The organism is Maribellus mangrovi, from assembly GCF_037646455.1.
Lineage (GTDB): Bacteria > Bacteroidota > Bacteroidia > Bacteroidales > Prolixibacteraceae > Draconibacterium > Draconibacterium mangrovi_A.
On sequence record NZ_JBBIXN010000001.1, the window covers coordinates 1143874 to 1167399 of the forward strand.

Here is a 23526-nt window from a genome sequence, read left to right on the forward strand (position 1 = left end):
TTTCTTTTTTACTTAAAATCTTTCAATAAGCTTAATCTTTTTAATCGTTAACACTCTACAACGGGTTTGTAAATACGTGTCCATAATCATTTGTTTTAAAAATATCTTGCTCTCAAATAACTTCTTCCAAAAAAGTCGATATCGTATCCGATCGTAAATTCAAAAGTTCCGTTCTGATACGGATAAATTTCATTCATGGTCACATCCATTGCAAAACCTACACGAAGGTTGTTGCTGAAAATCCAGTTGCCGGTGAAACAAAGTGCGGCACCTGTTCGAAACATCGCACCCAGCCACAATCTTTCCCGAATCATAAAATTGGCTGCAATATCAGCCTGCAAGGGAGTTCCCCATGTTGCCCGTATGAGAAGAGTAGGTTTAAACACGATGTAATTCAGCGGATCTACAGGAAGAACAACACCGCCGTTCAGGTAAACAGTCCTCACTTCGGCGCTTGTCGAATAGTTGTGAAAATTCTCTTTCAGGTCGTTTTCAACGATTTTAGGTATCGAAAGTCCGGCATAGAAATACTCGTGGTACATAAAAAATCCCACACCAAAGTTGGGCAGGAACTTTAAATCCACATCTTCATCAAAGGCGTGATCGTATTTATTATCAGGATACAATTCGTATTCGGTAAGTGGGTTTTTGTAGTTAACGAAACCAAACTTAATACCCATGCGAAGTCGTGTTCGGCGCGACAGGTAAACTTCGTAGGAATAATCGCCGAGTATACTCAAACGATTTTCCAACCCGAATTTATCGTTCATAATATTCAGGCCGATACCAGCTGCTTCGTTTCTGAGAGGCGAATGAAATGAGAAAGACTCGGTGAGCGGGGAACGGTTTATTCCTGCCCATTGTTTTCTCACTAATGCCGTGAATCCTATTTTCTCCCAAATACCTGCATAAGCCGGATTTATCACCTGGCTATTGTACATGTATGAGGTCAAAATGGGATCTTGTTGCGCCCTACAGTCAACTGCAATTAGTAAGACAAAAACTCCTAATACAGCAATTTTTTTAATGACGATACCTATTTTTCTCGTTACAACAATGACCAAACTACGAAGAATTATTAACAAAACCAATCAAACGTGATAGAAAAAGATATTCACAAAAAGCCTGCGAATAAAGGAATCTAAAAAAATTCGATGTTGATTTTCCCAATATGGGAATTGTTAATAACCAAATGAGGTGCAATAATGGATTTAACAATCATTAACAATCTTCAGAATTGAACATAAAACATTGATAGTCAAGTCAATTTTGAGACGGTTTAAAATTGTAGGATTTTAAGATAAAATAAGTTTGATCAAAGAATTATTCTGCCAACTCTGCAACGGCATTAAACACCCTCAGAAAATTACCGCCCCAAACTTTGTCGATATCTTCTTCAGAGTAACCGCGTTTTAACATTTCAGCCGTAATATTAGGAAACTGACTTACGTCGGCGCAATCTTTTAATCCGCCGCCACCATCAAAATCGGAACCAATACCCACATAATCAACTCCAACCAGGTCAACCACATGATCGATGTGATCCACACAATCGGCAACTGTGGGCAGATCTTTCGGGTATTTTTCGTCGAGGCTTCTCCATTCTTCGCGCAATGATTTTACTTCATCATCGCTCATCTCATCGGGTTTGGCAAATTTGGCGCGTAGCTCCTTTTGTTTTTGAAAACGAACCGTCATGGTATCCGGATCTTTTATATAATCATCAAGCAAACAAATCTGAATCACCCCTCCGTTTTCCGCCAGGGTTTTAATCATATCATCGGTCATGTTCCTCTTGTGATGCGCAATGGCCCGAACACTAGAATGAGAAGCTATTACCGGCGCTTTGCTCAGTTCGATAACATCGTAAAACGATTTGTCGGAAATGTGCGACACATCGATCATCATCCCCAGCCGGTTCATTTCCCCGACTACCTTTTTCCCAAATTCGCTAAGACCGTCATGTTCCGGTCCTTTTCTATCGGTTGAAGAATCACAGATATCATTGTTCGAAGAATGACAAAGCGTAACATAACGTACTCCTTTGTTGTAGAATTCCTCCACCCGCCCAAGTTCCGTTCCTATCGGAAATCCGTTTTCCATGCCAATATAAATGGCTCTTTTGCCTTCTTTTTCCAAACGCACAACATCGCCCGGTTCGTTAGCAACTTCGGCCGCTTCGCTGTTTTTGTCACAAACTTCGTAAGTTTTTTCGATCATCTTGTTGGCCATTTCGTAGGCTGCCTGGGTATTTTCGGGAGTACGTTCGCGCTGACCGGTAAATGCCGCAAAAAATATGGCGTCCAAACCACCATCCTTCATCCTTGGAAAATCGACCCTGCTACGCGGCGATTCATTGCGTTCTGCCACGTCAAAATCATCATTCAGTAAAGCCATCGGCGTATCGCAATGCGTATCTACGGTAATGGCACTTTCATGGATTCTTTTCAATTTTTCTTCCGGGGTTTCCGATGTACACTGTGTAAGCAATACTCCCATTGTCAACAAGATTAAAACAGCTTTGATCATTTTCCTTTTTGTAAAAGTTACAGGCTACAATTATAACAAAATGCTCACACATAAGAACATTTTATTCCATAAGTTAGATTCAATTTGACCTCTACCTGGTGTACCAATTTCTGATATGCGTTCCCGATTCGGGACCAGCGATCAGGCTAACAAGAACTTAGGGAGTACGCATTTATCGTCGAACGAAGTCATTTTACAAGAATAAATGTGACAAATTTCTCAGTACTTTAGGAAATTATTTTCTTTATTCGCGTTTACCTTGAAGAAGATGAAAAGAAGAATCTCAAAATACAGGTGGTTATTATTGCCTGCTTTGGCCGTTGCTTGTTTTTTGCTGACAATACCCGCAGGTAAAAATCCCGAATGGATCGAAAAGTGGTATGCCCAGGGTTTTTACCCGGTTTTGGCAAGCCTGCTGTCTGCTATAAGTTCTGTAGTTCCATTTTCCCTGGATGACCTGTTCTACCTGGCTCTGATCGCTATGGTGCCGTTACTCATCATTCTTCTGATCCTGCGAAAAATCTCCTTTCGTTTTACAGGGAAACTGATCCTGAATATTCTGGCGGGCACTTACATCGCCTTTTACCTGCTTTGGGGATTCAATTATTTTCGCGAAGATTTGAACCCCCGACTCAATTTCGCAATAACTCTACCCGATAAAAAAGAATTCTTAGACGTAATGGAGCAACTTATCGAAAAAACAAACGCAAGTTATATCGACCTTCCCAAAACCAATACAATTAAGATCGACAGCCTCGTTGAGTCTTCTTACAAAAGACTGGAAGATGTATTGAAGATCAATTATCCGGCCGGCAAACGTAACGATAAGTCAATCACCTTTAGTCGCTTTTTCGCACAATCGGGAATTAGCGGTTATTACGGACCTTTCTTTAACGAGGTGCATGTCAATAAGGAGATTTTGCCAGTAGAATATCCGGTCATTCTGGCACACGAAAAAGCCCACCAGTTTGGCATCACCGATGAATCGGAGGCCAATTTTTACGCCTGGCTGGTCTGCTCGCAAAGCGATTCCCCCGAATTACAGTATTCGGGCAACCTGTTTATTCTGAGGTACTTTTTCAGCACGGCGAGGGGATTGGAAGAAGATCCGCAACTGGTAAAAATGCTCGATCCAAAAGTCCAGAATGATTTTGACCGCATTCGCAAACACTGGCAGGAACTACAGAAAGAGAGCTACGAAAAAGTGGCGGCAAAAGTGAACGATGTGTATTTAAAAACCAATAAAGTTGAAAAAGGCATCGACGATTATTACGGAGTGGTTAAACATGTGATGGATTATTCGCTGGACACGACATTTCAACAAAAATACGGACTGCTGCCTGAGTAAATTCTTTTATTTTTGCACAAAATCAGTTTATAAGAATGAAGCTCACACCCATATCGGCCGGTCACTTTCACTGCGACGGCGGTGCCCTTTTTGGCGTAATCCCAAAAGTGCTCTGGAACAAAGTTTATCCTTCAGATGAAAACAACTTCACCCAATTAACACTGCGTTGCCTGCTGGTTGAAACCGGCAACCATAAGATCCTCATCGAAACAGGAATAGGAAATCACTATTCGGAAAAATACCTGCAAAACAATGGTGTTACTTCGGTGACAGATCTTGAAGAATCCTTGAGTAAAACCGGACATGCTGCCGATGAGATCACCGATGTGTTTTTTACGCATTTACACTGGGACCATTGCACCGGAGCAGCTCGAAAAACGGAGGGAGGACTGGAACTTGTATTTCAGTCGGCCCAAATGTGGTGCAGCCGCACTCAGTGGGAACATGCTCAAGTTTCTAATCCTCGCGAAAAGGCTGCCTTTCACCGCGAAATCCTCGATTTTTTATCCGATTCAGGAAAACTAAATTTTGTGGAAAATGAAGGAGAATTGTTCCCCGGGTTTGAGGTGTGTTTTTTTAATGGCCACACTCCGGGACAAATGCTGCCACTGCTTCACACCAAGGACAAAACATTTTTCTATACATCAGATCTCATTCCAACAGCAGCAAATATTCCTCTGCTTTGGATTGCTTCCTACGACCTCGATCCTGTGAAGGTTATGGAAGAAAAAGAACAATTTCTGGAGGAAGTTGTGGAAAAAGATTACGTTCTTTTTTTCGTACATGATTATTATACCGAGTGCGCCACTGTCCGGAAAACGGAAAAAGGTTTTGCCTTGAACGAAAAAATGATACTGACTGAGCTAATCTGAAACTTTCTTTAAGACGAGAAATCCCCAGGTGGGAATATGCAATTCCAAATCATTGTCCTGCATTTCGTATGTCTCAACCTGATTTAACATTATCGCGGCTTTAATAGAAAAATCGCTGTCACAACACATTTCGGTACACCCTGCTGGCGAAATATGAATTGCATCACCCTCCCCGAATTCAAAACTGCCCTGACAGCCATTTCTGTCTAGATACAAGTTATATGTTCCATCATCATTGAACTCGATAAGCGGGTTGTAAGCATTGTCTTTGGCATACAGAACTGATTCTATTGAAATGAATTCTTTTATCTCCCATTTGCCGGTGAGCTCTTCACAATTTTTAGCGTCATTATCCCTGCAGGAAGCAAGAAATAATGCAATCAGAAGAACTGTCAGGATTGATTTTTTCATGAAAGCGGTTTTATTTACTGGATGTTATTTCAGAAAAAATGGTTGCGCGAACAAAACATATTAAATTACCACTAAATTCGTAGCCACGCACCAATGGTACGATTTTTCATGCCCGATAAAGTAAAAATTACATTACAGCCTCTCGACAAAATCGTGGAAGTAAATCCCGGAACACCGCTTATTGATGTATTGCACGAATATGGTGTGGAATTCCCGTGTGGTGGTAAAGGAAGTTGCGGGGCATGCAAAGTAAAACTTGTTGATGGCAATCTGGAAACCAGTTCGCAGGAAGCTGAAAAACTGCAAAAACTCAACTACCCCAAAAACTGGCGACTGGCGTGCTATTGCAATGCCGATTCGGATATTACGCTTGAAGTTTCGCAGTTTGAACACATTATACTTGCCGACAATTCGGAGTTTCACTTTAAACCACAAAAAGGAGCCGGGATTGCGGTCGACTTAGGAACAACAACCATCGTCGCACAACTTGTTGATCTTCAAAGCGGACAGATCATTGACTCTGTTTCCGACGTAAATCCGCAAGCTAAATTTGGTGCCGATCTGATCTCGCGAATCGAAAGTTGTCTTGCCGGAAAACTGGATGAACTGCAAAAGTTGATTCGCGAAAAAATCGGTGAGATGGTTATACAGATGTTGCAAAAACACCCGGTTGAACTGACCAACATTGAACTGGTCGGAAATACGGTAATGCAGCATATCTTTTGTGGCCTCGACGTGCAGCCACTTTCCATGTATCCCTTTGAATCACCAAACCTGGGCAGTAAAACACCTACACCAGAAGAACTTGGATGGGAAATTCAACCGGAAGTTTCGATAAAATTTCATGCTTCCATCGGCAGTTTTGTCGGCAGCGATATCCTGGCCGGGATTGCTGCTACAAAAATGGCAAGGAATGAGGCTTATTCTATTCTGATCGACCTCGGAACCAACGGCGAAATTGTTGTTGGGAATCGTGAGAAGATCATTTGCGCGTCAACGGCTGCCGGGCCGGCTTTCGAAGGAGCAAAAATCAGCCAGGGGATGCGGGCAACCACGGGTGCTGTTTCTTCCATTGAATTAAGGGGCAAGGATTTAAACTGCCATGTAATCGGTAATGTAAAATCACGTGGCATCTGCGGCAGCGCGCTGATTGATATCATGGCGATTCTTTTGGAGCAGCAGAAAATCGGGATGTTTGGTGAGATTGAAAACGGCGATCAGGAAATAAAAATTACAAGTAATGTAAATCTCACCCAACAGGATATCCGCGAATTCCAACTGGCCAAAGCGGCCATCGCAACTGGTGTTCAGTTGTTGTTAAACCGGCTTCAAATTACAATGGATGATGTAGAGAAAATCTATATCGCCGGCGGTTTTGGCAACTTTCTGAATCTGAAAAATGTGATCAGAACCGGATTGATAGAAGCGCCCGAGGAAAAAATTCACAAATTGGGCAATACAGCCCTGATCGGGGCTAAAATGTTTTTGTTCGAAAAAGAAACAGAAATACAAAACATCCTGGATCTCACTACCCACATCAACCTGGAAGGCGATCCCGCATTTCAGGATATTTATATTGAGAAGATGATGATGTTTTAAGATTTGAACAATGATTTCACTGATCGATTTGATAATCGCAGATAATGGATTTCATTGAAAATCCGGCTGATTTCAATTAATGGACAACAGTATAACTAATTGAATCTTTTGCCTACCGGCAGTCATACTATTTGGCTTGAACCAAATAGTATGCACAAAATTCAAGGCTGCTTTTGATCGTTTCCCTGCGTTTTCATAAAACCTAATTTCGGACGGGTGATCTCCTTCCCGAGTCCTCGGGAGAGCTTACCGCTCTTACTAAGGTTTTATTTCAGCTCCGGACAACGACCAAAAGAGGCCGCTCCACTCCTGAACAGACAGTAAATTGGTAAGCTACTTCAGAGCTATGGTCTCGGACGGTGAGCCAGAAAACAAGCGGTGTCGGCGTTTAAAAATTACTGCTGTTTGAGGAGGTACGACGAGTTCTGTAATTATAGTCGGTATCGCGTAGTTTTCTGAGGGAAGCGGGCACAACCTTGGGTTTTCTGTCTACTCTTTGGGCTAAGCCAAAGAGTAGAATGCGCCTGATAAGGCAAAAACCTATTTTTGCTATTTAAACGTTCATTTATCCCCAAAGGATTCTCAACCATAAATTTCAAGTGATCCCAGATTATTCGGTTACAATGCCAAACATATAATTACCATGTAAATCTGCTGAATCAGCGCTTTCAGCGTGCCATCATTTCACCAACTCTTTTGTAGAAAGCAAACCACAGGCGGCATAAATATCCTGACCGCGCGAAGCACGAACAGTGGTGAGAATTCCTTTTTTATTCAGCGCATCTTTAAATTTCTGAATGGTGGCATCGTCGGGACTTTTTAGCGGCGTTCCCGGAACCGGATGAAAGCGGATCAGGTTGATCCGGCATTTCAAACCGCTAAGCAAGCGGGCGAGTTCGTCCACGTGTTCCATCGTGTCGTTCAGGTTCTCAAAAACAATGTATTCGAACGAAATGCGTCGCTGCCGGCCAAAATCCCAGCTTTTTATTTCTTCTACCACCTGTTCAACGGGATAAGCCACCTGAACGGGCATCAGTTTCTGGCGCTCTTCGTGAAAAGGAGTATGCAGACTCACGGCAAGGTGCGCTTCACTTTTCTCAAGGAAAGTCAGCATGCCGGGAATAATTCCGATTGTTGACACTGTGATCCTTCGCGGACTCATGGCGTAACCCCAGTCGGCAGACAGGATTTCCAGACTCTTCAACACTTCGTCAAGGTTATCGAAAGGCTCGCCCATGCCCATGTAAACAATGTTACTCACCTCATCCAACTCGTCGATACTTTGAATCTGGTTTAGAATTTCACCTGCCGAGAGCTGTCCCTGAAATCCCTGCTTGGCGGTAAAACAAAACAGGCAGCCCATTTTGCAACCCACCTGCGAACTCACACAAACGGTTTTACGGTCACGTTCGGGGATCATCGCGGTTTCAATAAACTTGTTCTGAATAGTTGGAAAAAGGTATTTTTTTGTGCCGTCGACACTAGCCTGAACTTTTGTATAAGCCGTCAAACCATACTCGAATCGCTCCTTTAAAAGTTCACGCGCTTTCAGTGAAAGATTGGTCATCTCGTCAATCGACGAAATCTGTTTCTTATAAAGCCAATCGGTTATTTGCTTTGCCGTAAACTTTGGCAATCCCAATTCCAGCACAATCTCCTGCAGTTCCGTTAACGTTTTTCCGAACAACCTTTCTTTCATCCTATGCATAATTTGGTGCAAAGATAAAGCAAAAATTCCTTTGGCTGTCAGCTCTTTAATGAAACCTAAAAGAACGGTTCTCTGTTCGGAGTCTTATGTCATTAACGATTTTATAAAGCCCGGAGCCATTCGGTGCTTGGTAGCTTGCTCATAGGCAAAAGCGATCTCGATCAGTTTTGGTTCACTCCAGGCCTTTCCGAAAAAAGAAATCCCAATGGGCAATCCTTCCACAAAACCCATCGGGACAGTAATATTCGGATAACCGGAAATGGCTGCCGGCGACGAGCTACCGCCACTGAAATGGTCACCATTTACCCAATCGATCGTCCAGGCCGGGCCATTGGTCTGCGCAATAATCGCATCCAGGCTGTTCTCTTCCATAACCTTATCAATGCCTTCTTTACCGGCAAAAAGCTTCGAGTTCTTCAATGCTTCCAGGTATTCTTCAGAAGACAGATCTCCTTTTTCCTGAGCAATTTCAAAAATCTCCTGTCCAAACCAGGGCATTTCCTTGTCGGCATTCTTTTTATTGAATTCGATGATCTCGGCCATTGTGCGCGTCGGTGCTTTGGGATGTTCTGCCAGGTATTTGTTCAGATCGGCTTTGAACTCGTACAACAACACCTGATACGAAGGACTTCCCCACTCCCGGTTATGTTCGAATTTTACGTCTTCAATAATTTCGGCTCCCTGAGCTTTTAAATCATCAATAGCCTGCGCAAAAATTGCCTTTACTTTTTGATCAGAAGATGACATTTGTGAAGCAATTCCAATACGTTTCCCTTTTAAACCGTCGGCTTTCAAAAACGGTGTATAATCTTTTGGGGAATCCGTTTTTTCAATATGTGTTTCAGCATCATTTGGATCGGATTCTGCCAGTGCTCCCAGCAATAATGCTGCATCACTAACGTTTCTGCACATTGGACCGGCCGTGTCCTGGCTGTGAGCAATGGGAATTATACCCTGCCGGCTCCACAAACCAAGCGTTGGCTTGATACCTACTAAACCGTTTATTCCCGATGGACAAACAATGGAACCATTTGTTTCGGTGCCGATACCGATGGTGCAAAGATTGGCAGAAACGGCAGCGCCTGTTCCAGAGCTCGAGCCGCAGGGGCTGCGATCGAGGCAAAACGGATTACGCACCTGGCCGCCACGCCCACTCCAGCCACTTGACGAATTATTCGATCGGAAATTGGCCCACTCGCTAAGGTTGGTTTTTCCGAGCAATAACGCACCGGCTTCACGCAATTTCTTTACGATAAATGCATCCTTTTCCACCACATTGCCAGACAGCGCCAGCGATCCTGCCGTTGTTTGCATTTTATCTCCGGTATCGATGTTGTCCTTAATCATTATTGGAATACCGTGCAATGCACTGCGTACTTTTCCACTTTTCCGCTCTTCATCCAGACTTTGTGCAATGGCTAACGCATCGGGATTTAATTCAATCACCGATTTCAGAGAAGGATCAACTTTATCAATGCGATCAAGGTACTTTCGGCAAATACTTTCAGCAGTCAATTCACCGCTTTCCATTTTTTGCTGAAGATCAGAAACGGTAGTTTCATTCAAATCAAAGTCGGTAAAATCCAATTCTTTTTGATTTGAAGTATTCTCTGTAGTGCAGGCAGCCACTCCGGAGATCGCCAGCACCGATCCTCCGAGGGCCCCGGTTTTGAAAAAAGTACGTCGTTTCATAACATATAGATTATTAGATTTTGAGACATGAGATATGTTAATTCGGGAAAATTATATTCATGAGGAATCCTGCAACAGCAATAATTACAATCGCCAGAAAAACGAACAACCAATTGTTTTTTATTTTAGAGGAGAGCCAGATCAGGAACGGAGTTAAAATCAGCAGCAGAATTGAAAAACGCAATTCCTGAACCTGCACTTCAAAAGCTCCACCGTTTGCCCAAACGATAAGAGGCGGTACAAATAAAAACAGTGCAACAGCCAAGAATACCAGCAATATCGTAATGATTGATTTCCTTTTTAACATGAATTTTTACTTCACTTTATCGGGATTCTTCTTAATAAAATCGGCCCAGTTTTTATATTCTTTCGATTTTTGCGGTTTATTCATCTGGATAAAATGACAGATCGCAACGGCCACTGCATCGGTTTCGTCCAGCACCTTGTCTATTTCTTTCAGGTGATACACTTTCTGAAGAAAATAAGCCACCTGTTCTTTTGAGGCGCGTCCCATTCCGGTAATCGACTGCTTCACCAGCAAAGGTGCATATTCCTGTATCGGCACACCGTGAATCAGTGCAGCGGCCATCAGTACACCTTGTCCGCGTCCCAGCTTCAGCATCGATTGCACATTTTTCCCATAAAACGGAGCCTCAATAGCCATCACATCCGGCTTGTACGATTCTACCAGGTGAAGTGCCCGCTCGTGCAGGTATTTCAAACGTTGGTAATGATCGGAGTATTTACCCGGCGTAATGTTGCCCATGTGCAGGATCACCGGTTTGTTTTGACGGATCTCCACCAAGCCGTAACCGGTTACCGTGGTTCCCGGATCAATCCCCAAAATACGTAGTGGTTTTTCCATTTTTTGAAAATAGTGATTTGTGGCGACTTATGGTAATTAATTGAGAATAGTTGTTCCGTCCACAATCAATCTCATTCAAACTCGCTTTCTCCTCCTGTCCATTTGCTGAACCAAAACACCTGTAACAATGAAGATCAGGCCGATGAAAGTAGTGGTATAAATGGTTTCTTTCAGAATAAAATGAATAAAGACCAGCGATAGAAAGGGAGCGAAAAAAACCAGGTTGCCAATTTTGGCATTGGTTGTGGTGAGGTTCATAGCTTTTAACCACAATACGTAGGTTATCCCGACTTCAAAAACTCCGGAATAAATAACGGCCCAAAATCCGGGGCCCCATTGAAATTTAAACGACGAAAATAAGACCACAACCGGCACCAGAAATACCATCCCGATAAAGAAGTTGAGAAACAATTTTACCACTTCATCGCGTCGATCGCGCACATTAAAGATCCAGTAGAGCGACCAAAGAACCGAACTCCCGACAGCAAGTATCACACCCAGTGGATTGGTATTTCTGAATCCGTCCAGTCCGCCTTGCGACGAAATAAAAAATACACCACCAAAACTGATAATGAGTGCCACCACGCTGATCCAGCTGATCTTCTGTCCCAACAAAGGCACCGAAAGCAGCGCCAAAGTTATTGGCCAGATCATATTCAGGGGTTGCGCCACCTGCGCCGGTAGCAAGGAGTACGCTTTAAAAAGCACCAGGTAGTACAGCAAGGGATTAAAGGCGCCCATGAGCATTGAATGGGTCCATTGCCGTGGGGTTTGTTGCAAAATTAAATGCGTTTTTCGCTGAGCCAGCAAAACCAAAAACAAGAGGATTACACTTACTGCAGAAGCATAAAATATGAGTTGAATAAAGTCGTATTCGCGTAAAGCCAATTTAAAGGATGTGGCCACGGTTGACCAGAAAAATACAGCCAGCGCCGCAAAAAGATATGCCTTACTACTGGAATTCATCCGGGTTCACTCCCTCCATAAAGAGTTCTTCCTTCGTTTTCTGATTCAATTCTTCGTCGGGGTAAACCTGGCGAAGTTCCCGGTATTTTGCCCGCGACTCTTCAATGTAAACACTACCCGGATAGGCAGTTAACATTCTTTTATACAGGTCCCGCGCCTTTTCTTTTTGATCGAGATGGTAATTATAAATTTCTGCCAGATTGAAGGAAGCATCATCACCCAGCAGATCGTAACTGTAATCGGTTATTATCGCTTCGTAATACTCAGCAGCTAAGGTATAATCCTGATCGGCCATGGCCAGTTTGGCTTTTCTGTACAGGATATCATCAACCAGCGAATGGTAAGGATAAGTTTCTGCCAGGCCATCAAGAATTGTCATTGCTTCATCATTTCTGTTCTGAAAAAAGAGCAGATCAGCCTTGGCAAACATGGTTAACGGTAAGGCTGTCGTATCCAAATTCAGATTATTCCCTATCAACATCGAAAGCTCCATGGCATCGTTGGCAGTCAATTTCGAAGTACTTGCCTTCAAGACATCCAACTGTGCTTTGGCCCAGTTGAAATTACCCATGTAATAACCCAGTTTGGCTTTTTTTAGTTTCACCTCATCACCCAAACTGCTTTTCTTATTCTCTTCAATCACCTGAGAATAAATCAACATTGCTTCCCAGGGATCGTTGGCATACACATAAATATCTGCCTTTTCGGTTTTCAAAATTCCTATTTCTTCAGGTTTTAGTCCCGGGATTTTCAACCCTTTTTCCAGTTCCGCCAGTGCATCATCCGTACGGTTCAAATAAAAAGTAAGCAGGTGCGCATATTCACGAACCAGATTTAAAGTTGCCGGACTGTAATTCAGAAATCCGAGTCCTTCTTCGAATTGCCCTGCAAGTTCTGCTCCTTTAATACTGTCATCGGGAGTTTCGTTTACAAATTCAAGGTATGAAGCGTGCAGATTTCGGGCAAAAGCCTGGGCATAGTAACTGTTTTCAACACCTTTGTCCATTAAATATTCGTAGGCTTTCTGAGCTTCGGTGTATTGTTTGTTCCGCAATGCCATATCACCCAGCTGAGCAATTTGTCCGGCCTCATTACCCGTTCTTCTGTCAATAGAAATCGACTGTCTCAAGGCACTGGCGAATTGCTTTTCCTGCAATAAAAACCAAATAAACAAGCGATTATAGCCAATTACATCGGGCTCCGACTGAATGCGTAATAAGACCTGCTCCCTGAACTGATCGCGCAACCCATCATCAATGTCCAAACGCATGGCCGAAGAAAGGCTGCTCTGTACCCTCGACAAATGTTTTTCATCCTGCCTCAGTAAATTCAGGTATTCTTCCATCATGTTGGTGTAATCGCGCAGGTACAGGTACGAACGCGCCAACTCGTAATTAAATTCCTGATCGGGTAATTTTTCCCTTCCACGCAAATAGGTATCCCTTGCCAGATCGAATTTCTGCCAACCCATAAACGTATTGGCAACGGTTAAATAACTTCCCCTGTTGGGCAGTGTTTTGTTAATGGCTTCTTCGTATTTCTGTTGAGCCTCTTCCTCTTTCCCCTGAGCTTCGAGCACATACCCCCAGTGAATATAGTACTCGGGGCGAGGTGTTTTTTGCTTGCGGATCTCATCCTGGATCTCTGCTTCAGCTTCGGTAAATCGATCCAGCTCTGTTAAACAGGTTATGTAATAACGAAAATACGTGGTGCTTTTGGTCAGCTTATAAACATCCTTAAGCAAGGGCATAGCTTTTTCGTAATCCTTGGCATTGTAGTAACGGATGCCCAGGCTCGATTTGGTCTGCAATTCCGATTGCTTTTTTTGCTGCGCCTCAGCAGTGTTCAACGTAAAAAGCAAAAACAGGACCGGAATGATGTATTTTAAATAGTGCATAATATTCAACATTGAATACAAAAATAACACAGAACCACTAAATAGTGTTCTTTTAGCCTGATTAATTCATTTTGATGGATGAATCACCCAACGGGCTGATCTTGATATTGAAAATCATAATTGGTTTGTATTCCACATCATATATTCTTTTGATTTTCAATTGTCAACACTTCGTGTGAAAAATTCTGGAATCTTTCAGGTTAGAACAAATTTAGCATTTGGGAGTTTATCATCCTTAATTGATATTTATCTTTTACCTTTGCAAAAAATTTTTAGTCAGTTTATATTATGGCACATGAGTTGAAGAGCAGGGAACGACTGCCGCGGTGGATGAAGATGAAAATGCCAAAAGGCGAAAGCTACTCGAAAGTAAAAAATCTGGTAGCAGAAAACGGACTGCATACCATTTGTACCAGTGGTAATTGTCCGAATATTGGTGAATGCTGGGGTCGTGGAACCGCTACTTTTATGATACTGGGAAATATTTGTACACGCCGTTGTAAGTTTTGTGCGGTGCCAAGTGGGCGGCCACTTGCTCCCGATCTGGAAGAACCTAAAAAGCTCGCCGAATCGGTACGAATCATGGGCGTAAAACATTGTGTAATTACTTCGGTTGACCGCGATGACCTGGATGATCAGGGAGCCGGAATTTGGGCGGAGACCATACGCGAAGTAAAACGTGTAAATCCTGAAACTAAAATTGAAGTGCTTATCCCCGATTTCAGGGGAAAAACAGAGCTAATCCAACAGGTAATTGATGCCGGACCGGATGTTATTTCTCATAACCTGGAAACTACCGAGCGCCTGACACCATTTATCCGTTTTGCTTCGAAATACCGCCGCAGTCTGGATGTTCTTAAATATATTTCAGAAAATTTCAGGGTAGCCAAATCGGGTATTATGCTTGGGCTTGGCGAAACATACGAAGATGTTCTGCAAACCATGGACGATTTGCTGGATGCTGGAGTAAAAGTCATGACCATCGGACAATATCTGGCACCAACCACCAAACACATGCCGGTGGAAGAATATATCACACCTGAGAAATTTAAAGAATACCGTAACATCGGCATCCGAAAAGGATTTAAGTTTGTAGAGAGTTCTCCGCTGGTGCGTAGTTCGTACAGGGCAGAGGAGCATGTGAATGCTTAAAGGAAGAGAACAGCAATCAGTCGCAGTTGACAGTTTAACAATTTAGCAATTATAAAAATGAGTTACTGAGTGAGTGAGCTTAGGACTCGGGGCTTGTAGCTTGAAGCTAAACGAAAAAATGGCAGATTTCAATTATAAAGATCTAGGATTAAAAGATTATAAGGATTGCTGGGATTACCAGGAAGATAGGCTGAAAGAAGTTACGGATGAAAAACGCAGTTCCAATCAGGCGACTTCGCGTAACGAATTTATTCTGGTGGAACATCCGCATGTTTATACCCTCGGTAAAAGCGGCGACGAAAAAAACCTGCTGGCCAATGCCGATTTCCTGAAAAAAATAGAGGCCACTTATTACAAGATCAATCGCGGTGGCGATATCACCTATCATGGGCCGGGGCAGTTGGTGGGTTACCCCATTATCGACCTCGAATATTACAAAATCGGGGTGCGTGAGTACATCGAAAAAATGGAGGATGCCATCATTGCCACGATTGCCGAATACGGACTCGAAGGTGGTCGAAAAGAAGGTGCAACAGGCGTTTGGCTGCAACCCGATCATAAAGTTCGTGCCCGCAAGATCTGTGCGATCGGGGTGCGCGTAAGTCGCTTTGTAACCATGCATGGTTTTGCGCTTAACGTAAACACCGATATGCGTTACTACAACTACATTAATCCCTGTGGTTTTGCATCGTCTGCAGTTACTTCCATTCAACAGGAACTCGGTAAAGAAATTTCCATGGAGGAGGTTAAAGAGATCGCCAAAGAAAAGTTCAACAAAATCTATTAATGCCGCTCATCGAATTCCTTTATTTTCTGAATAACAACAGGCTCGGCACCGTCGTACATATCGCGAATAAAAGGATCGTTAAAAGGCATGGTACGTTCCTCAAAAGCCATATCGGCAACACGATCGAATAAGCGTTCTTTGGCCGCTTTAATATCTTTTCCGTAAATGTGGTACGAATCGGCTTGCCAGTTCAGGCGGCCAAGTTTTACCGTTTTACCTGTTTTTTCCGCAACACCCGCAGCAATCACTTCTTTGTTAAACTGAATAAAACCAAACATATTCATAAAACTTGCTCCCCAGGCATCGTTGCTCCGGAACCGGATGTTGCTGTTCAGCCAGTACACACCATCCTCATCTTCCAGAATCCGGTACCATAACGATTGCAAACAAGGCGGATCGTAGCAAGCATTATCAAGGTTGGGCATCCAGGTGATCATTTGCGCCTGACGGGTAAACGGCTGCTCCGATAGTTTCTTGATCACACTTTCTATCTGATCGACTTTAAACGGCCCAACTTCGGTTGAAGCCCCATCCACCAGGTCTTTCCAAACTCCATAATTTTTCAAACGCCCGTGGTAAGTATATTCCCACCGCGTGTCGCTCATGTCGTTCATGTTTTTTACCCAGTGGTTTTTATAACCTTTTAATTCCAGAACATACTCCTTCAAATCATCAATCCCTCCCGGGAATGCCATGTGGATCATCGGATCGGTTTCGGGCTCCAGAATGGTCATATTCATGGTACAGTCGATACTTTGTGGGTCGCCGGGTTTATCGTACTGGGTTTTAAAACGTGTGCCTTGCTCGTACAAACTGATCAGGGCATTTTCATAAGTCTCGGCAAGCGATACACAGGAAACGGTGATAACAGGTATGTTCTTCATTTTAATCGGTTTAAAGTCTTCCCGAAGATACAAATTGATCATCCTGCTACTGATCGGACGTAGTGCTAGTTTTCAACATTTATTCAACGGGAACTGCCAATCCCTAATTCCATATTTTTTTAAAAAGTATCTGCTCGATTACAAATTAATTTTAGAAACTTTACTATTTTTGAAAGCTAACTAAGTAATTCGAATAATAATCTATAAGCAACTGATATGAGTTCGACAAGATCATCAAGGAGAAAATTCTTAAAAAGTGCCCTAGCTGCCGGAGCCGGATTAACCATTGTCCCGCGACATGTTCTGGGAGGAAATGGATTTCTGGCACCATCAGACACTTTAACTAAAGCGATTATTGGTGTTGGCGGAATGGGACGCGGACACATCCCTTACGAAGGAACAAAAGTAGTAGCCATCTGCGATGTGGATACTATGCACCTGGCAATGGCCCGCAAGCTAATAGATTACAAAGTAAAAGAATTTGACGATTTCAGAGAAGTTTGCGCATTGTCCGAAGTGGATATCGTGCATATTGCCACCCCACCCCACTGGCACGGAATTATGGCAGTGGAAGCTGCCAAAGCCGGAAAAGACATTTGGTGTGAAAAGCCAATGACCCGTACAATTGGCGAAGGCAAAAAAGTGGTGGAGGCTGTAAATGCCCACGGTCGCATGTTCCGCCTGAATACCTGGTTCCGTTTTAAGGATACCTTCTACGGGCTGGGAACCGATGTTAAACCACTGAAAAAAGTGATCGACAGTGGCATCCTGGGCTGGCCGCTGAAAGTTACCGTTAGCGGAATTACCGGCTACAACTGGAAGTTCTACTGGAGCGGTAAACACAACCTCACCCCGGAGCCGGTACCTGAAAATCTGGATTACGACATGTGGTTGGGACCGGCTCCTTACAAGCCTTATAACCATTTGCGTGTTCACTCCAACTTCCGTGGTTACTGGGATTACGACGGTGGTGGCCTTGGTGATATGGGCCAACACTACCTCGATCCGGTGCAGTACATGCTGGGCAAGGACGAAACCAGCCCGGTAAAAATTGAAGTGGATGCACCACAGCAACATTACGATGCCGTCGGCAGCTGGCGACGCATTACTTATACCTATGCCGATGGATGCCAGATCATCCTCGATGGTGAGAACCGCGACAATGATGCGGCTTATATCGAAGGGCCGAACGGCAAGATCTATCAGGGCTTCCGTTCTGATATCCCCAATCTTCAGAGTTTTATTAAAACCTTACCTGAACCTGAACCTCAGATCAGTATTTTTTCCGAATCCGTTAAAACACGAAAGAAATTTGCCTTGAACGAAATGAACGGTTTCCGTTCATCAACATTGGTGAATCTTGGAATTATAGCTGTGCGTTTGGGAAGAACACTGAATTTTGATCCGGAGAAACTGGAGTTTATCGACGATGAGGGAGCCAACCGATTGATCGATCAACCAATGCGCTCACCGTGGACGATATAACACCCCCTGCCTCCTAAAGGGGGTGAAGAAAACATTTGCAATGCAAATGTTCAAGTCCCCTTCAGGGGATTTAGGGGTAAAAAATTTATGATTAAAAGAATTTCAACAATGAAGAAAAATATAGTTCAACTTTTTACACTGCTCCTTTTATCAGTAATTGTACTGGGAACATCGGCACAGGACCGACGGACACTCGACACAAAAGTAGCCGACCTGCTTGCACAAATGCCGACACAAAATCTGGCACAGAGCGACAATGCGATGGCCGAATTTTATAAAATGGGATCGGAAGGATTTCAGAAACTTGCAGGCATGCTGGTTCCGCTGGGCACCGGCGACGATACTGCCGTGCGTTTTGCACTAAACAGTTTTTCGCGTTATGCCAGTGATTTTGGCAAAGAAAAAGAAAAGGCATTTGCTGAAGAAAACCTGCTCACTGCACTGAAAAAACAAACTGATGTTGAAGTTTCAACATTTATAATGAATCAACTGAACCTGGTTGGTGGAATGAATACAATTGAAGGCTTGTTGGGCTATTTGACCAACGAAGCACTGGCTGAACCGGCAACACAAGCCATGCTCGCAACCGGTGAACATGCTGCAGCAGAAAAGTTTTTGGAAGCGCTGCCAACTGCTTCTGAAAGATCAAAAATGACATTGATCCGTGCACTTGGTCAGCTGAAATGCAAAAAGGCAGTTGCCCAGATTACTCCTTTCGCGGTTTCTGACGAACTATCCATGCAAAAAACAGCACTTACAGCTCTGGCAGAAATCGGCTCGCCTGATTCGTATAAAACCTTGCTGAAAGCCGCTTCGGATGTTGATTTTAAGTACGATGCGACCAATGCTACGGAATCTTTTATCGTTTATACCGACCGGCTTGGTGCACAGGATGAAATCGAGATGATGAAAAAAGCCTGCAAAGCCATCATTAAAGCCAATGCTGCGGCAGATCATTTGCACAACTACTCTTCGGCATTATTTATCTATGCCAAATACCTGGGCAGCGAAGCTACTCCGTTGTTATTGGACGCAGTTGATAATACTGACAAAGCCTTCCGTTATTCGGTGCTGAACATTGCCGCAAAGACTGGTGATATTGCGGACACCCGTCTTTGGGTAGAGAAAGCGGCAGGTGAAACGGCCGAAGTAAAAGCCGATATTATTTCGATGCTGGGTCGCCGCGGAGACACTTATGCCACCGCTTTTGTAAAAGGAAATCTGGAATCTTCTTTCGAAAATATAAGACAGGAAGCCATTGTTGCGCTGGCTAAGTTAAAGGAGAAAGATGCCGTTCCTGTATTAGTAGCTCGCCTGGCTGAAGGAAAAGATATTGAAATAACAAAAACAACTTTAAATACGTTGTTGGATAAAGACCATCTTTATTCTTTGGAAGCGGCGCTGAAAAATTCAAAAGGAGAAACTAAGGCAGCCTTTATCGAACTCGTTGCTGCTAAATCGGGATCTCAGTATTTCAATGAGGTGCTGGCAACTACTAAATCGAATAATGTAGTTGAAAAATCAGCGGCTTTTAAAGCACTTAAAAGTATTTCAAGCTACGAAAACACTGACGAGCTTTTAAATCTGTTGCATTCTGTTTCGGATGAAACTGAAATAGCACAAACTCAAGCGGCAGTTATAGCAGCCATAAAAAATGTAGAGGCAGAAAAACAGGAAAACGGGAAAGTACTTACTGCTTTAAAAACGAGTAACAAAAAAGAACGACTTTTCCCCATTCTACCGAAAATCGGTGGAACGGTTGCACTTGAGACTGTGACCAGCTATTTCAACACCGGTTCGGGAATAGTAAAAGAAGCAGCTTTTGAGGCACTGGCAGCATGGACCGATTATGAAGCATCGCAACCCTTGTTCGAGATTTGCAAAACTTCTAAAGGAGAATATCGCCAAAAAGCATTTGCCAATTTTGTTCGTTTAGTTCGAAGTGCCGACATTCCCGATGATCAGAAACTGTTGCAGTTCCGGAAAATCATGGCTTATGCCCAAACTAACAAAGAAAAAAACAACATCATTTCATCCATCGGAAGACTAAAAACCTTCCTGTCGCTGGTTTATCTCGAAAGGTATTTCAACGAAAAAGAACTGGCGCCGACAGTGGCTTACGCTTGTATGCGCATTGCTATACCGGGTTCGGATGAAAGTACCGGAATGTCGGGTGAAATAGTTCGTCGGATCCTTGAGAAAGCAAAAAACGCGCTCTCGGGAGAAGACAGCCAGTACGACCGGATCAACATTCAGAAATACCTGGATGAAATGCCAAAGGATAAAGGTTTTGTATCGATGTTCAACGGTAAAAACCTGGATGGCTGGCAAGGTATGTTGCTAAACGGTAACCCGATAGCCATTGCCAAATTAAGCAATGAAGAACGCGCAAAAGAGCAGCTAAGAGCGGACGAAAAAATGCGCGAAAACTGGAGCGTAAAAGATGGTATGATCATTTTTAACGGGAAAGGTGCCAACCTGGTTTCGGTAAAACGATACAAGGATTTTGAGATGATCGTGGACTGGAAGATCACTAAGGAAGGTGACAGTGGTATTTACCTGCGTGGCACGCCTCAGGTGCAGATATGGGATACCTCGCGAGTTCAAGTGGGCGCCCAGGTTGGTTCAGGTGGCCTGTACAACAACAATGCGGATAATGTACGTAATCCGCTGCTGGTTGCCGATAACCCGATTTACGAATGGAACACTTTCCGCATCACCATGATCGGAGAAAATGTTACGGTTTACCTTAACGGCGAGCTGGTCGTCGATAATGTAAAAATGGATAACTACTGGGATCGCAGCATCCCGATTTTTAGTGAAGGCACCATCGAACTGCAGGCTCATGGTAACGAACTGGCTTTCCGCGATGTATATGTTCGTGAGATCGACACCAAAAATATTGGCCTTACACAGGAAGAAATTGATGAAGGTTTTGTAACGCTGTTCAACGGTAAAAACCTCGACGGTTGGCAGGGAAATCTTACCGACTATTATGCCGAAAATGGAATTTTAGTTGTGAATCCTAAAATGGGTGGTCACGGAAACCTGTTTACGGAAAAAGAATACAGTGATTTTATCTACCGTTTTGAATTCAAACTCACTCCCGGAGCCAACAACGGATTGGGAATTCGCGCACCACTTGAAGGCGATGCCGCTTATGTTGGTATGGAACTCCAAATTCTGGATAACACTGCACCAATTTATGCCAACCTACACGATTACCAGTATCACGGTTCGGTATACGGAACGATTGCAGCAAAACGCGGATTTTTAAAACCGGTTGGCGAATGGAATACAGAGGAAGTCATCGTGAAGGGCACAAAAATCAAAATCACCCTGAACGGAGAAGTAATTCTTGACGGCGATATTGCTGATGCACGCAAGAACGGCACGAAGGACGGCAAAGACCATCCGGGTCTGAAACGCGATAAAGGCTACATCGGATTTTTAGGTCACGGGTCTCAACTGTATTTCCGAAACATCCGGATCAAAGATTTGAGCAAATAATCAATCAATTCTATATTGCTTATAAATGCACAGAGGCTGTTCCGGAATTCCTAAACAGCCTCAGTTATTTTGTACAATTTACTTTCTAGTTCTTTTTTACATACTGCGTAAGAATAACGATTTGCTGGCCATTAACTTTTCCTTCAATCTGTTCTGGATTATCGTGTACCAGCGAGATATTCCGAACGGCAGTACCACGCTTAGCGGTGAACCCTCCGCCTTTTACGTTCAGATCTTTAATCAAAACAACCGTGTCGCCGGCCTGTAAAACAGCACCGTGGCTATCTAGGTGTTTTACCACATCGTCCGGATCAATTCCCTCGCCTGTTGCTTCTGTCCATGCCTGAGTTTCTCCGTCGAGGTACAACATGTCTAATAAATCCTGTGGCCAACCTTCAGCTTTTAGGCGGTTCAACATTCTCCAGGCCACAACCTGCACAGCAGGAACATTGCTCCACATACTATCGTTTAGGCAGCGCCAGTGATTGGCATCCATAGTTTCAGGATTTTCTATCTGAGATGAACAGGTATCACAAATGTAAATGCTGTCTTTTTCACTTTCCTGTGTTGCCGGCGGAACAGTGTAAACTCCAAGGTTTTCTGATGCTCCGCACAGTTCACATACCGAAGTGCGTTTTTGTAGTTCTTTTTCTATACTCATTTTGATTGAAATGAATCGTCATGCTGAACTTGATTCAGCATCTATTTTAAAAAAGATTCCGAAACAAGTTCGGAATGACGTTCTATGATTTTTTAAAATAACTTCTTAAATCCGATTACATCTTTTACTTCCTGTAAAGTTTTTGCGGCTGACTCCTGCGCTTTTTCGGCCCCCATTTTAGCCACTTTTGCGAGGTAAGCATCGTCTTTCAGAATCTCGATAATACGTTCACGGATCGGTGCTGTATAAGCAATTATATCTTCCGCCAGTTGTTTTTTCAGATCGCCATATCGGATTTCGCACTTGTTGTACAATTCATCGAAATGTGCTACAGTATCCGGTGTTGAAACGATATCCATCAGTGTAAACAAATTCTGCACAGCTTCAGGTTTTTCCTGATTCATTTCGGTTGGGCCCGAATCGGTAACAGCACGCATCACCTTCTTACGGATCGACTTTGGATCTTCGTAAAGGTTGATTGCATTGCCTTCCGATTTTCCCATTTTACCGCTACCGTCGAGGCCGGGAACCTTGATCATATCGCCGCCACCAAAGGTAAACGGACGCGGGATCGGGAACACCTCGCTCTTGTACATGCGGTTAAAACGCTTGGCAAACTTGCGCGCCATTTCCAGGTTTTGTTCCTGGTCTTTTCCAACAGGCACAAAATGCGCTTTATGAATAATGATATCAGCGGCCATTAAAACCGGGTAAGTCAGCAAACCGGCATTGACGTTGTCGGGTTGCTGGCGGGCCTTATCTTTAAACGAGGTTGTGCGTTCCAACTCGCCCAAATAAGCATTCATATTCAGGAAAGCATACAGTTCCGAAACTTCAGGAACATCGCTCTGGATGAATATCGTTGATTTCTCAGGATCAATTCCACAAGCCAAATATTCGGCAAGTACCTGGCGCACGCCCGACTGTAAATTCTCAGGAGTTGGGTGTGTGGTCAGTGAGTGAATATCAGCAATAAAAAAGTAGCAGTTAAAATCATCCTGCATACGTATAAAATTCTGCACCGCCCCAAAGTAATTTCCAAGGTGCAAATATCCTGTAGGTCGTATTCCGCTAACAACTGTCGGTTTATTCATCTTTACTATTCTGATTTTTAAGTAGCTGCAAAAATAGACATTCAGCAGGAAAGTAAAAAGATAAAA

General features: G+C 43.5%; 19 protein-coding genes. 7 read left to right on the plus strand and 12 right to left on the minus strand.

What is annotated here, in order from left to right:
* Positions 1–95: 95 nt before the first annotated feature.
* Positions 96–1091 (minus strand): PorP/SprF family type IX secretion system membrane protein, encoded by a 996-nt coding sequence (locus WFY05_RS04215; protein WP_340111477.1) that lies wholly within the window; start codon positions 1089–1091, stop codon positions 96–98.
* 232 nt (positions 1092–1323) lie between these two features.
* A complete protein-coding gene (locus WFY05_RS04220; protein ID WP_340111478.1) occupies positions 1324–2529 on the minus strand; it encodes a dipeptidase in 1206 nt (401 codons plus the stop codon).
* Between the two features lie 268 nt (positions 2530–2797).
* Here WFY05_RS04220 and WFY05_RS04225 point away from each other — a divergent pair, with 268 nt between their 5' ends.
* Both WFY05_RS04225 and WFY05_RS04230 read left to right on the plus strand, forming a co-directional pair.
* Entirely contained in the window at positions 2798–3877 is a 1080-nt protein-coding gene (locus tag WFY05_RS04225; protein WP_340111479.1) for a DUF3810 domain-containing protein, read from the plus strand.
* A gap of 35 nt (positions 3878–3912) precedes the next feature.
* On the plus strand, positions 3913–4749 hold the full coding sequence (locus WFY05_RS04230) for an MBL fold metallo-hydrolase (protein WP_340111480.1): 837 nt from the start codon (positions 3913–3915) through the stop codon (positions 4747–4749).
* Here WFY05_RS04230 and WFY05_RS04235 read toward each other — a convergent pair.
* A complete protein-coding gene (locus WFY05_RS04235) occupies positions 4741–5160 on the minus strand; it encodes an META domain-containing protein (protein WP_340111481.1) in 420 nt (139 codons plus the stop codon). The two genes, WFY05_RS04230 and WFY05_RS04235, sit on opposite strands and share 9 nt — an antisense overlap.
* 93 nt (positions 5161–5253) lie before the next feature.
* Between WFY05_RS04235 and WFY05_RS04240 the strand changes: the two genes are divergently transcribed.
* Positions 5254–6759, plus strand: a complete 1506-nt coding sequence (locus WFY05_RS04240) for an ASKHA domain-containing protein (RefSeq protein ID WP_340111482.1) — start codon at positions 5254–5256, stop codon at positions 6757–6759.
* A 679-nt stretch (positions 6760–7438) separates the two neighbouring features.
* Here the strand turns inward: WFY05_RS04240 and rlmN are convergent.
* The 6 genes from rlmN to WFY05_RS04270 form a co-directional block, all read right to left on the minus strand.
* A complete protein-coding gene (gene rlmN, locus WFY05_RS04245) occupies positions 7439–8458 on the minus strand; it encodes a dual-specificity RNA methyltransferase RlmN (RefSeq protein WP_340111483.1) in 1020 nt (339 codons plus the stop codon).
* 93 nt (positions 8459–8551) lie between these two features.
* On the minus strand, positions 8552–10159 hold the full coding sequence (locus WFY05_RS04250; protein ID WP_340111484.1) for an amidase: 1608 nt from the start codon (positions 10157–10159) through the stop codon (positions 8552–8554).
* A 37-nt stretch (positions 10160–10196) separates the two neighbouring features.
* The gene (locus tag WFY05_RS04255; RefSeq protein WP_340111485.1) at positions 10197–10466 is read right to left on the minus strand and encodes a hypothetical protein; all 270 of its coding nucleotides are present in this window, start codon (positions 10464–10466) and stop codon (positions 10197–10199) included.
* Positions 10467–10472: 6 nt separating this feature from the next.
* Positions 10473–11024, minus strand: a complete 552-nt coding sequence (gene ruvC / locus WFY05_RS04260) for a crossover junction endodeoxyribonuclease RuvC (RefSeq protein ID WP_340111486.1) — start codon at positions 11022–11024, stop codon at positions 10473–10475.
* A gap of 75 nt (positions 11025–11099) precedes the next feature.
* Positions 11100–11990: a DMT family transporter gene (locus WFY05_RS04265; protein WP_340111487.1), complete on the minus strand. Its 891-nt coding sequence runs from the start codon at positions 11988–11990 to the stop codon at positions 11100–11102.
* Positions 11977–13887, minus strand: coding sequence for a tetratricopeptide repeat protein (locus tag WFY05_RS04270; protein ID WP_340111488.1), 1911 nt, complete (start codon positions 13885–13887; stop codon positions 11977–11979). Before WFY05_RS04270 ends, WFY05_RS04265 begins: the two co-directional genes overlap by 14 nt.
* Before the next feature lie 288 nt (positions 13888–14175).
* Between WFY05_RS04270 and lipA the strand changes: the two genes are divergently transcribed.
* Together lipA and lipB are read left to right on the plus strand one after the other, a co-directional pair.
* Entirely contained in the window at positions 14176–15039 is an 864-nt protein-coding gene (lipA, locus tag WFY05_RS04275) for a lipoyl synthase (protein ID WP_340111489.1), read from the plus strand.
* A gap of 118 nt (positions 15040–15157) precedes the next feature.
* The gene (gene lipB / locus WFY05_RS04280; protein ID WP_340111490.1) at positions 15158–15826 is read left to right on the plus strand and encodes a lipoyl(octanoyl) transferase LipB; all 669 of its coding nucleotides are present in this window, start codon (positions 15158–15160) and stop codon (positions 15824–15826) included.
* On the opposite strand, the gene WFY05_RS04285 is transcribed toward lipB, so the two are convergent.
* Positions 15823–16710, minus strand: coding sequence for a thymidylate synthase (locus WFY05_RS04285; RefSeq protein ID WP_340111491.1), 888 nt, complete (start codon positions 16708–16710; stop codon positions 15823–15825). The two genes, lipB and WFY05_RS04285, sit on opposite strands and share 4 nt — an antisense overlap.
* 216 nt (positions 16711–16926) lie before the next feature.
* Here WFY05_RS04285 and WFY05_RS04290 point away from each other — a divergent pair, with 216 nt between their 5' ends.
* Both WFY05_RS04290 and WFY05_RS04295 read left to right on the plus strand, forming a co-directional pair.
* On the plus strand, positions 16927–18195 hold the full coding sequence (locus WFY05_RS04290) for a Gfo/Idh/MocA family oxidoreductase (RefSeq protein WP_340111492.1): 1269 nt from the start codon (positions 16927–16929) through the stop codon (positions 18193–18195).
* Positions 18196–18303: 108 nt separating this feature from the next.
* Positions 18304–21705 (plus strand): DUF1080 domain-containing protein, encoded by a 3402-nt coding sequence (locus WFY05_RS04295; RefSeq protein ID WP_340111493.1) that lies wholly within the window; start codon positions 18304–18306, stop codon positions 21703–21705.
* An 85-nt stretch (positions 21706–21790) separates the two neighbouring features.
* On the opposite strand, the gene WFY05_RS04300 is transcribed toward WFY05_RS04295, so the two are convergent.
* Positions 21791–22366, minus strand: a complete 576-nt coding sequence (locus WFY05_RS04300) for a PhnA domain-containing protein (protein WP_340111494.1) — start codon at positions 22364–22366, stop codon at positions 21791–21793.
* A gap of 92 nt (positions 22367–22458) precedes the next feature.
* Positions 22459–23460 carry a tryptophan--tRNA ligase gene (gene trpS, locus WFY05_RS04305; protein WP_340111495.1) on the minus strand — a complete coding sequence of 334 codons (1002 nt, stop codon included), beginning with the start codon at positions 23458–23460 and terminating at the stop codon, positions 22459–22461.
* Positions 23461–23526 lie beyond the last annotated feature (66 nt).

Coding starts and splice junctions, on each gene's coding strand:
- WFY05_RS04290 (WP_340111492.1), top strand. CDS start 16,927: ATGAGTTCGACAAGATCATCAAGGAGAAAATTCTTAAAAAGTGCCCTA.
- WFY05_RS04240 (WP_340111482.1), top strand. CDS start 5,254: ATGGTACGATTTTTCATGCCCGATAAAGTAAAAATTACATTACAGCCT.
- WFY05_RS04250 (WP_340111484.1), bottom strand. CDS start 10,159: ATGAAACGACGTACTTTTTTCAAAACCGGGGCCCTCGGAGGATCGGTG.
- lipA (WP_340111489.1), top strand. CDS start 14,176: ATGGCACATGAGTTGAAGAGCAGGGAACGACTGCCGCGGTGGATGAAG.
- WFY05_RS04225 (WP_340111479.1), top strand. CDS start 2,798: ATGAAAAGAAGAATCTCAAAATACAGGTGGTTATTATTGCCTGCTTTG.
- WFY05_RS04270 (WP_340111488.1), bottom strand. CDS start 13,887: ATGCACTATTTAAAATACATCATTCCGGTCCTGTTTTTGCTTTTTACG.
- WFY05_RS04285 (WP_340111491.1), bottom strand. CDS start 16,710: ATGAAGAACATACCTGTTATCACCGTTTCCTGTGTATCGCTTGCCGAG.
- ruvC (WP_340111486.1), bottom strand. CDS start 11,024: ATGGAAAAACCACTACGTATTTTGGGGATTGATCCGGGAACCACGGTA.
- WFY05_RS04295 (WP_340111493.1), top strand. CDS start 18,304: ATGAAGAAAAATATAGTTCAACTTTTTACACTGCTCCTTTTATCAGTA.
- lipB (WP_340111490.1), top strand. CDS start 15,158: ATGGCAGATTTCAATTATAAAGATCTAGGATTAAAAGATTATAAGGAT.
- WFY05_RS04220 (WP_340111478.1), bottom strand. CDS start 2,529: ATGATCAAAGCTGTTTTAATCTTGTTGACAATGGGAGTATTGCTTACA.
- WFY05_RS04230 (WP_340111480.1), top strand. CDS start 3,913: ATGAAGCTCACACCCATATCGGCCGGTCACTTTCACTGCGACGGCGGT.
- rlmN (WP_340111483.1), bottom strand. CDS start 8,458: ATGAAAGAAAGGTTGTTCGGAAAAACGTTAACGGAACTGCAGGAGATT.
- WFY05_RS04265 (WP_340111487.1), bottom strand. CDS start 11,990: ATGAATTCCAGTAGTAAGGCATATCTTTTTGCGGCGCTGGCTGTATTT.
- WFY05_RS04300 (WP_340111494.1), bottom strand. CDS start 22,366: ATGAGTATAGAAAAAGAACTACAAAAACGCACTTCGGTATGTGAACTG.
- trpS (WP_340111495.1), bottom strand. CDS start 23,460: ATGAATAAACCGACAGTTGTTAGCGGAATACGACCTACAGGATATTTG.
- WFY05_RS04255 (WP_340111485.1), bottom strand. CDS start 10,466: ATGTTAAAAAGGAAATCAATCATTACGATATTGCTGGTATTCTTGGCT.
- WFY05_RS04235 (WP_340111481.1), bottom strand. CDS start 5,160: ATGAAAAAATCAATCCTGACAGTTCTTCTGATTGCATTATTTCTTGCT.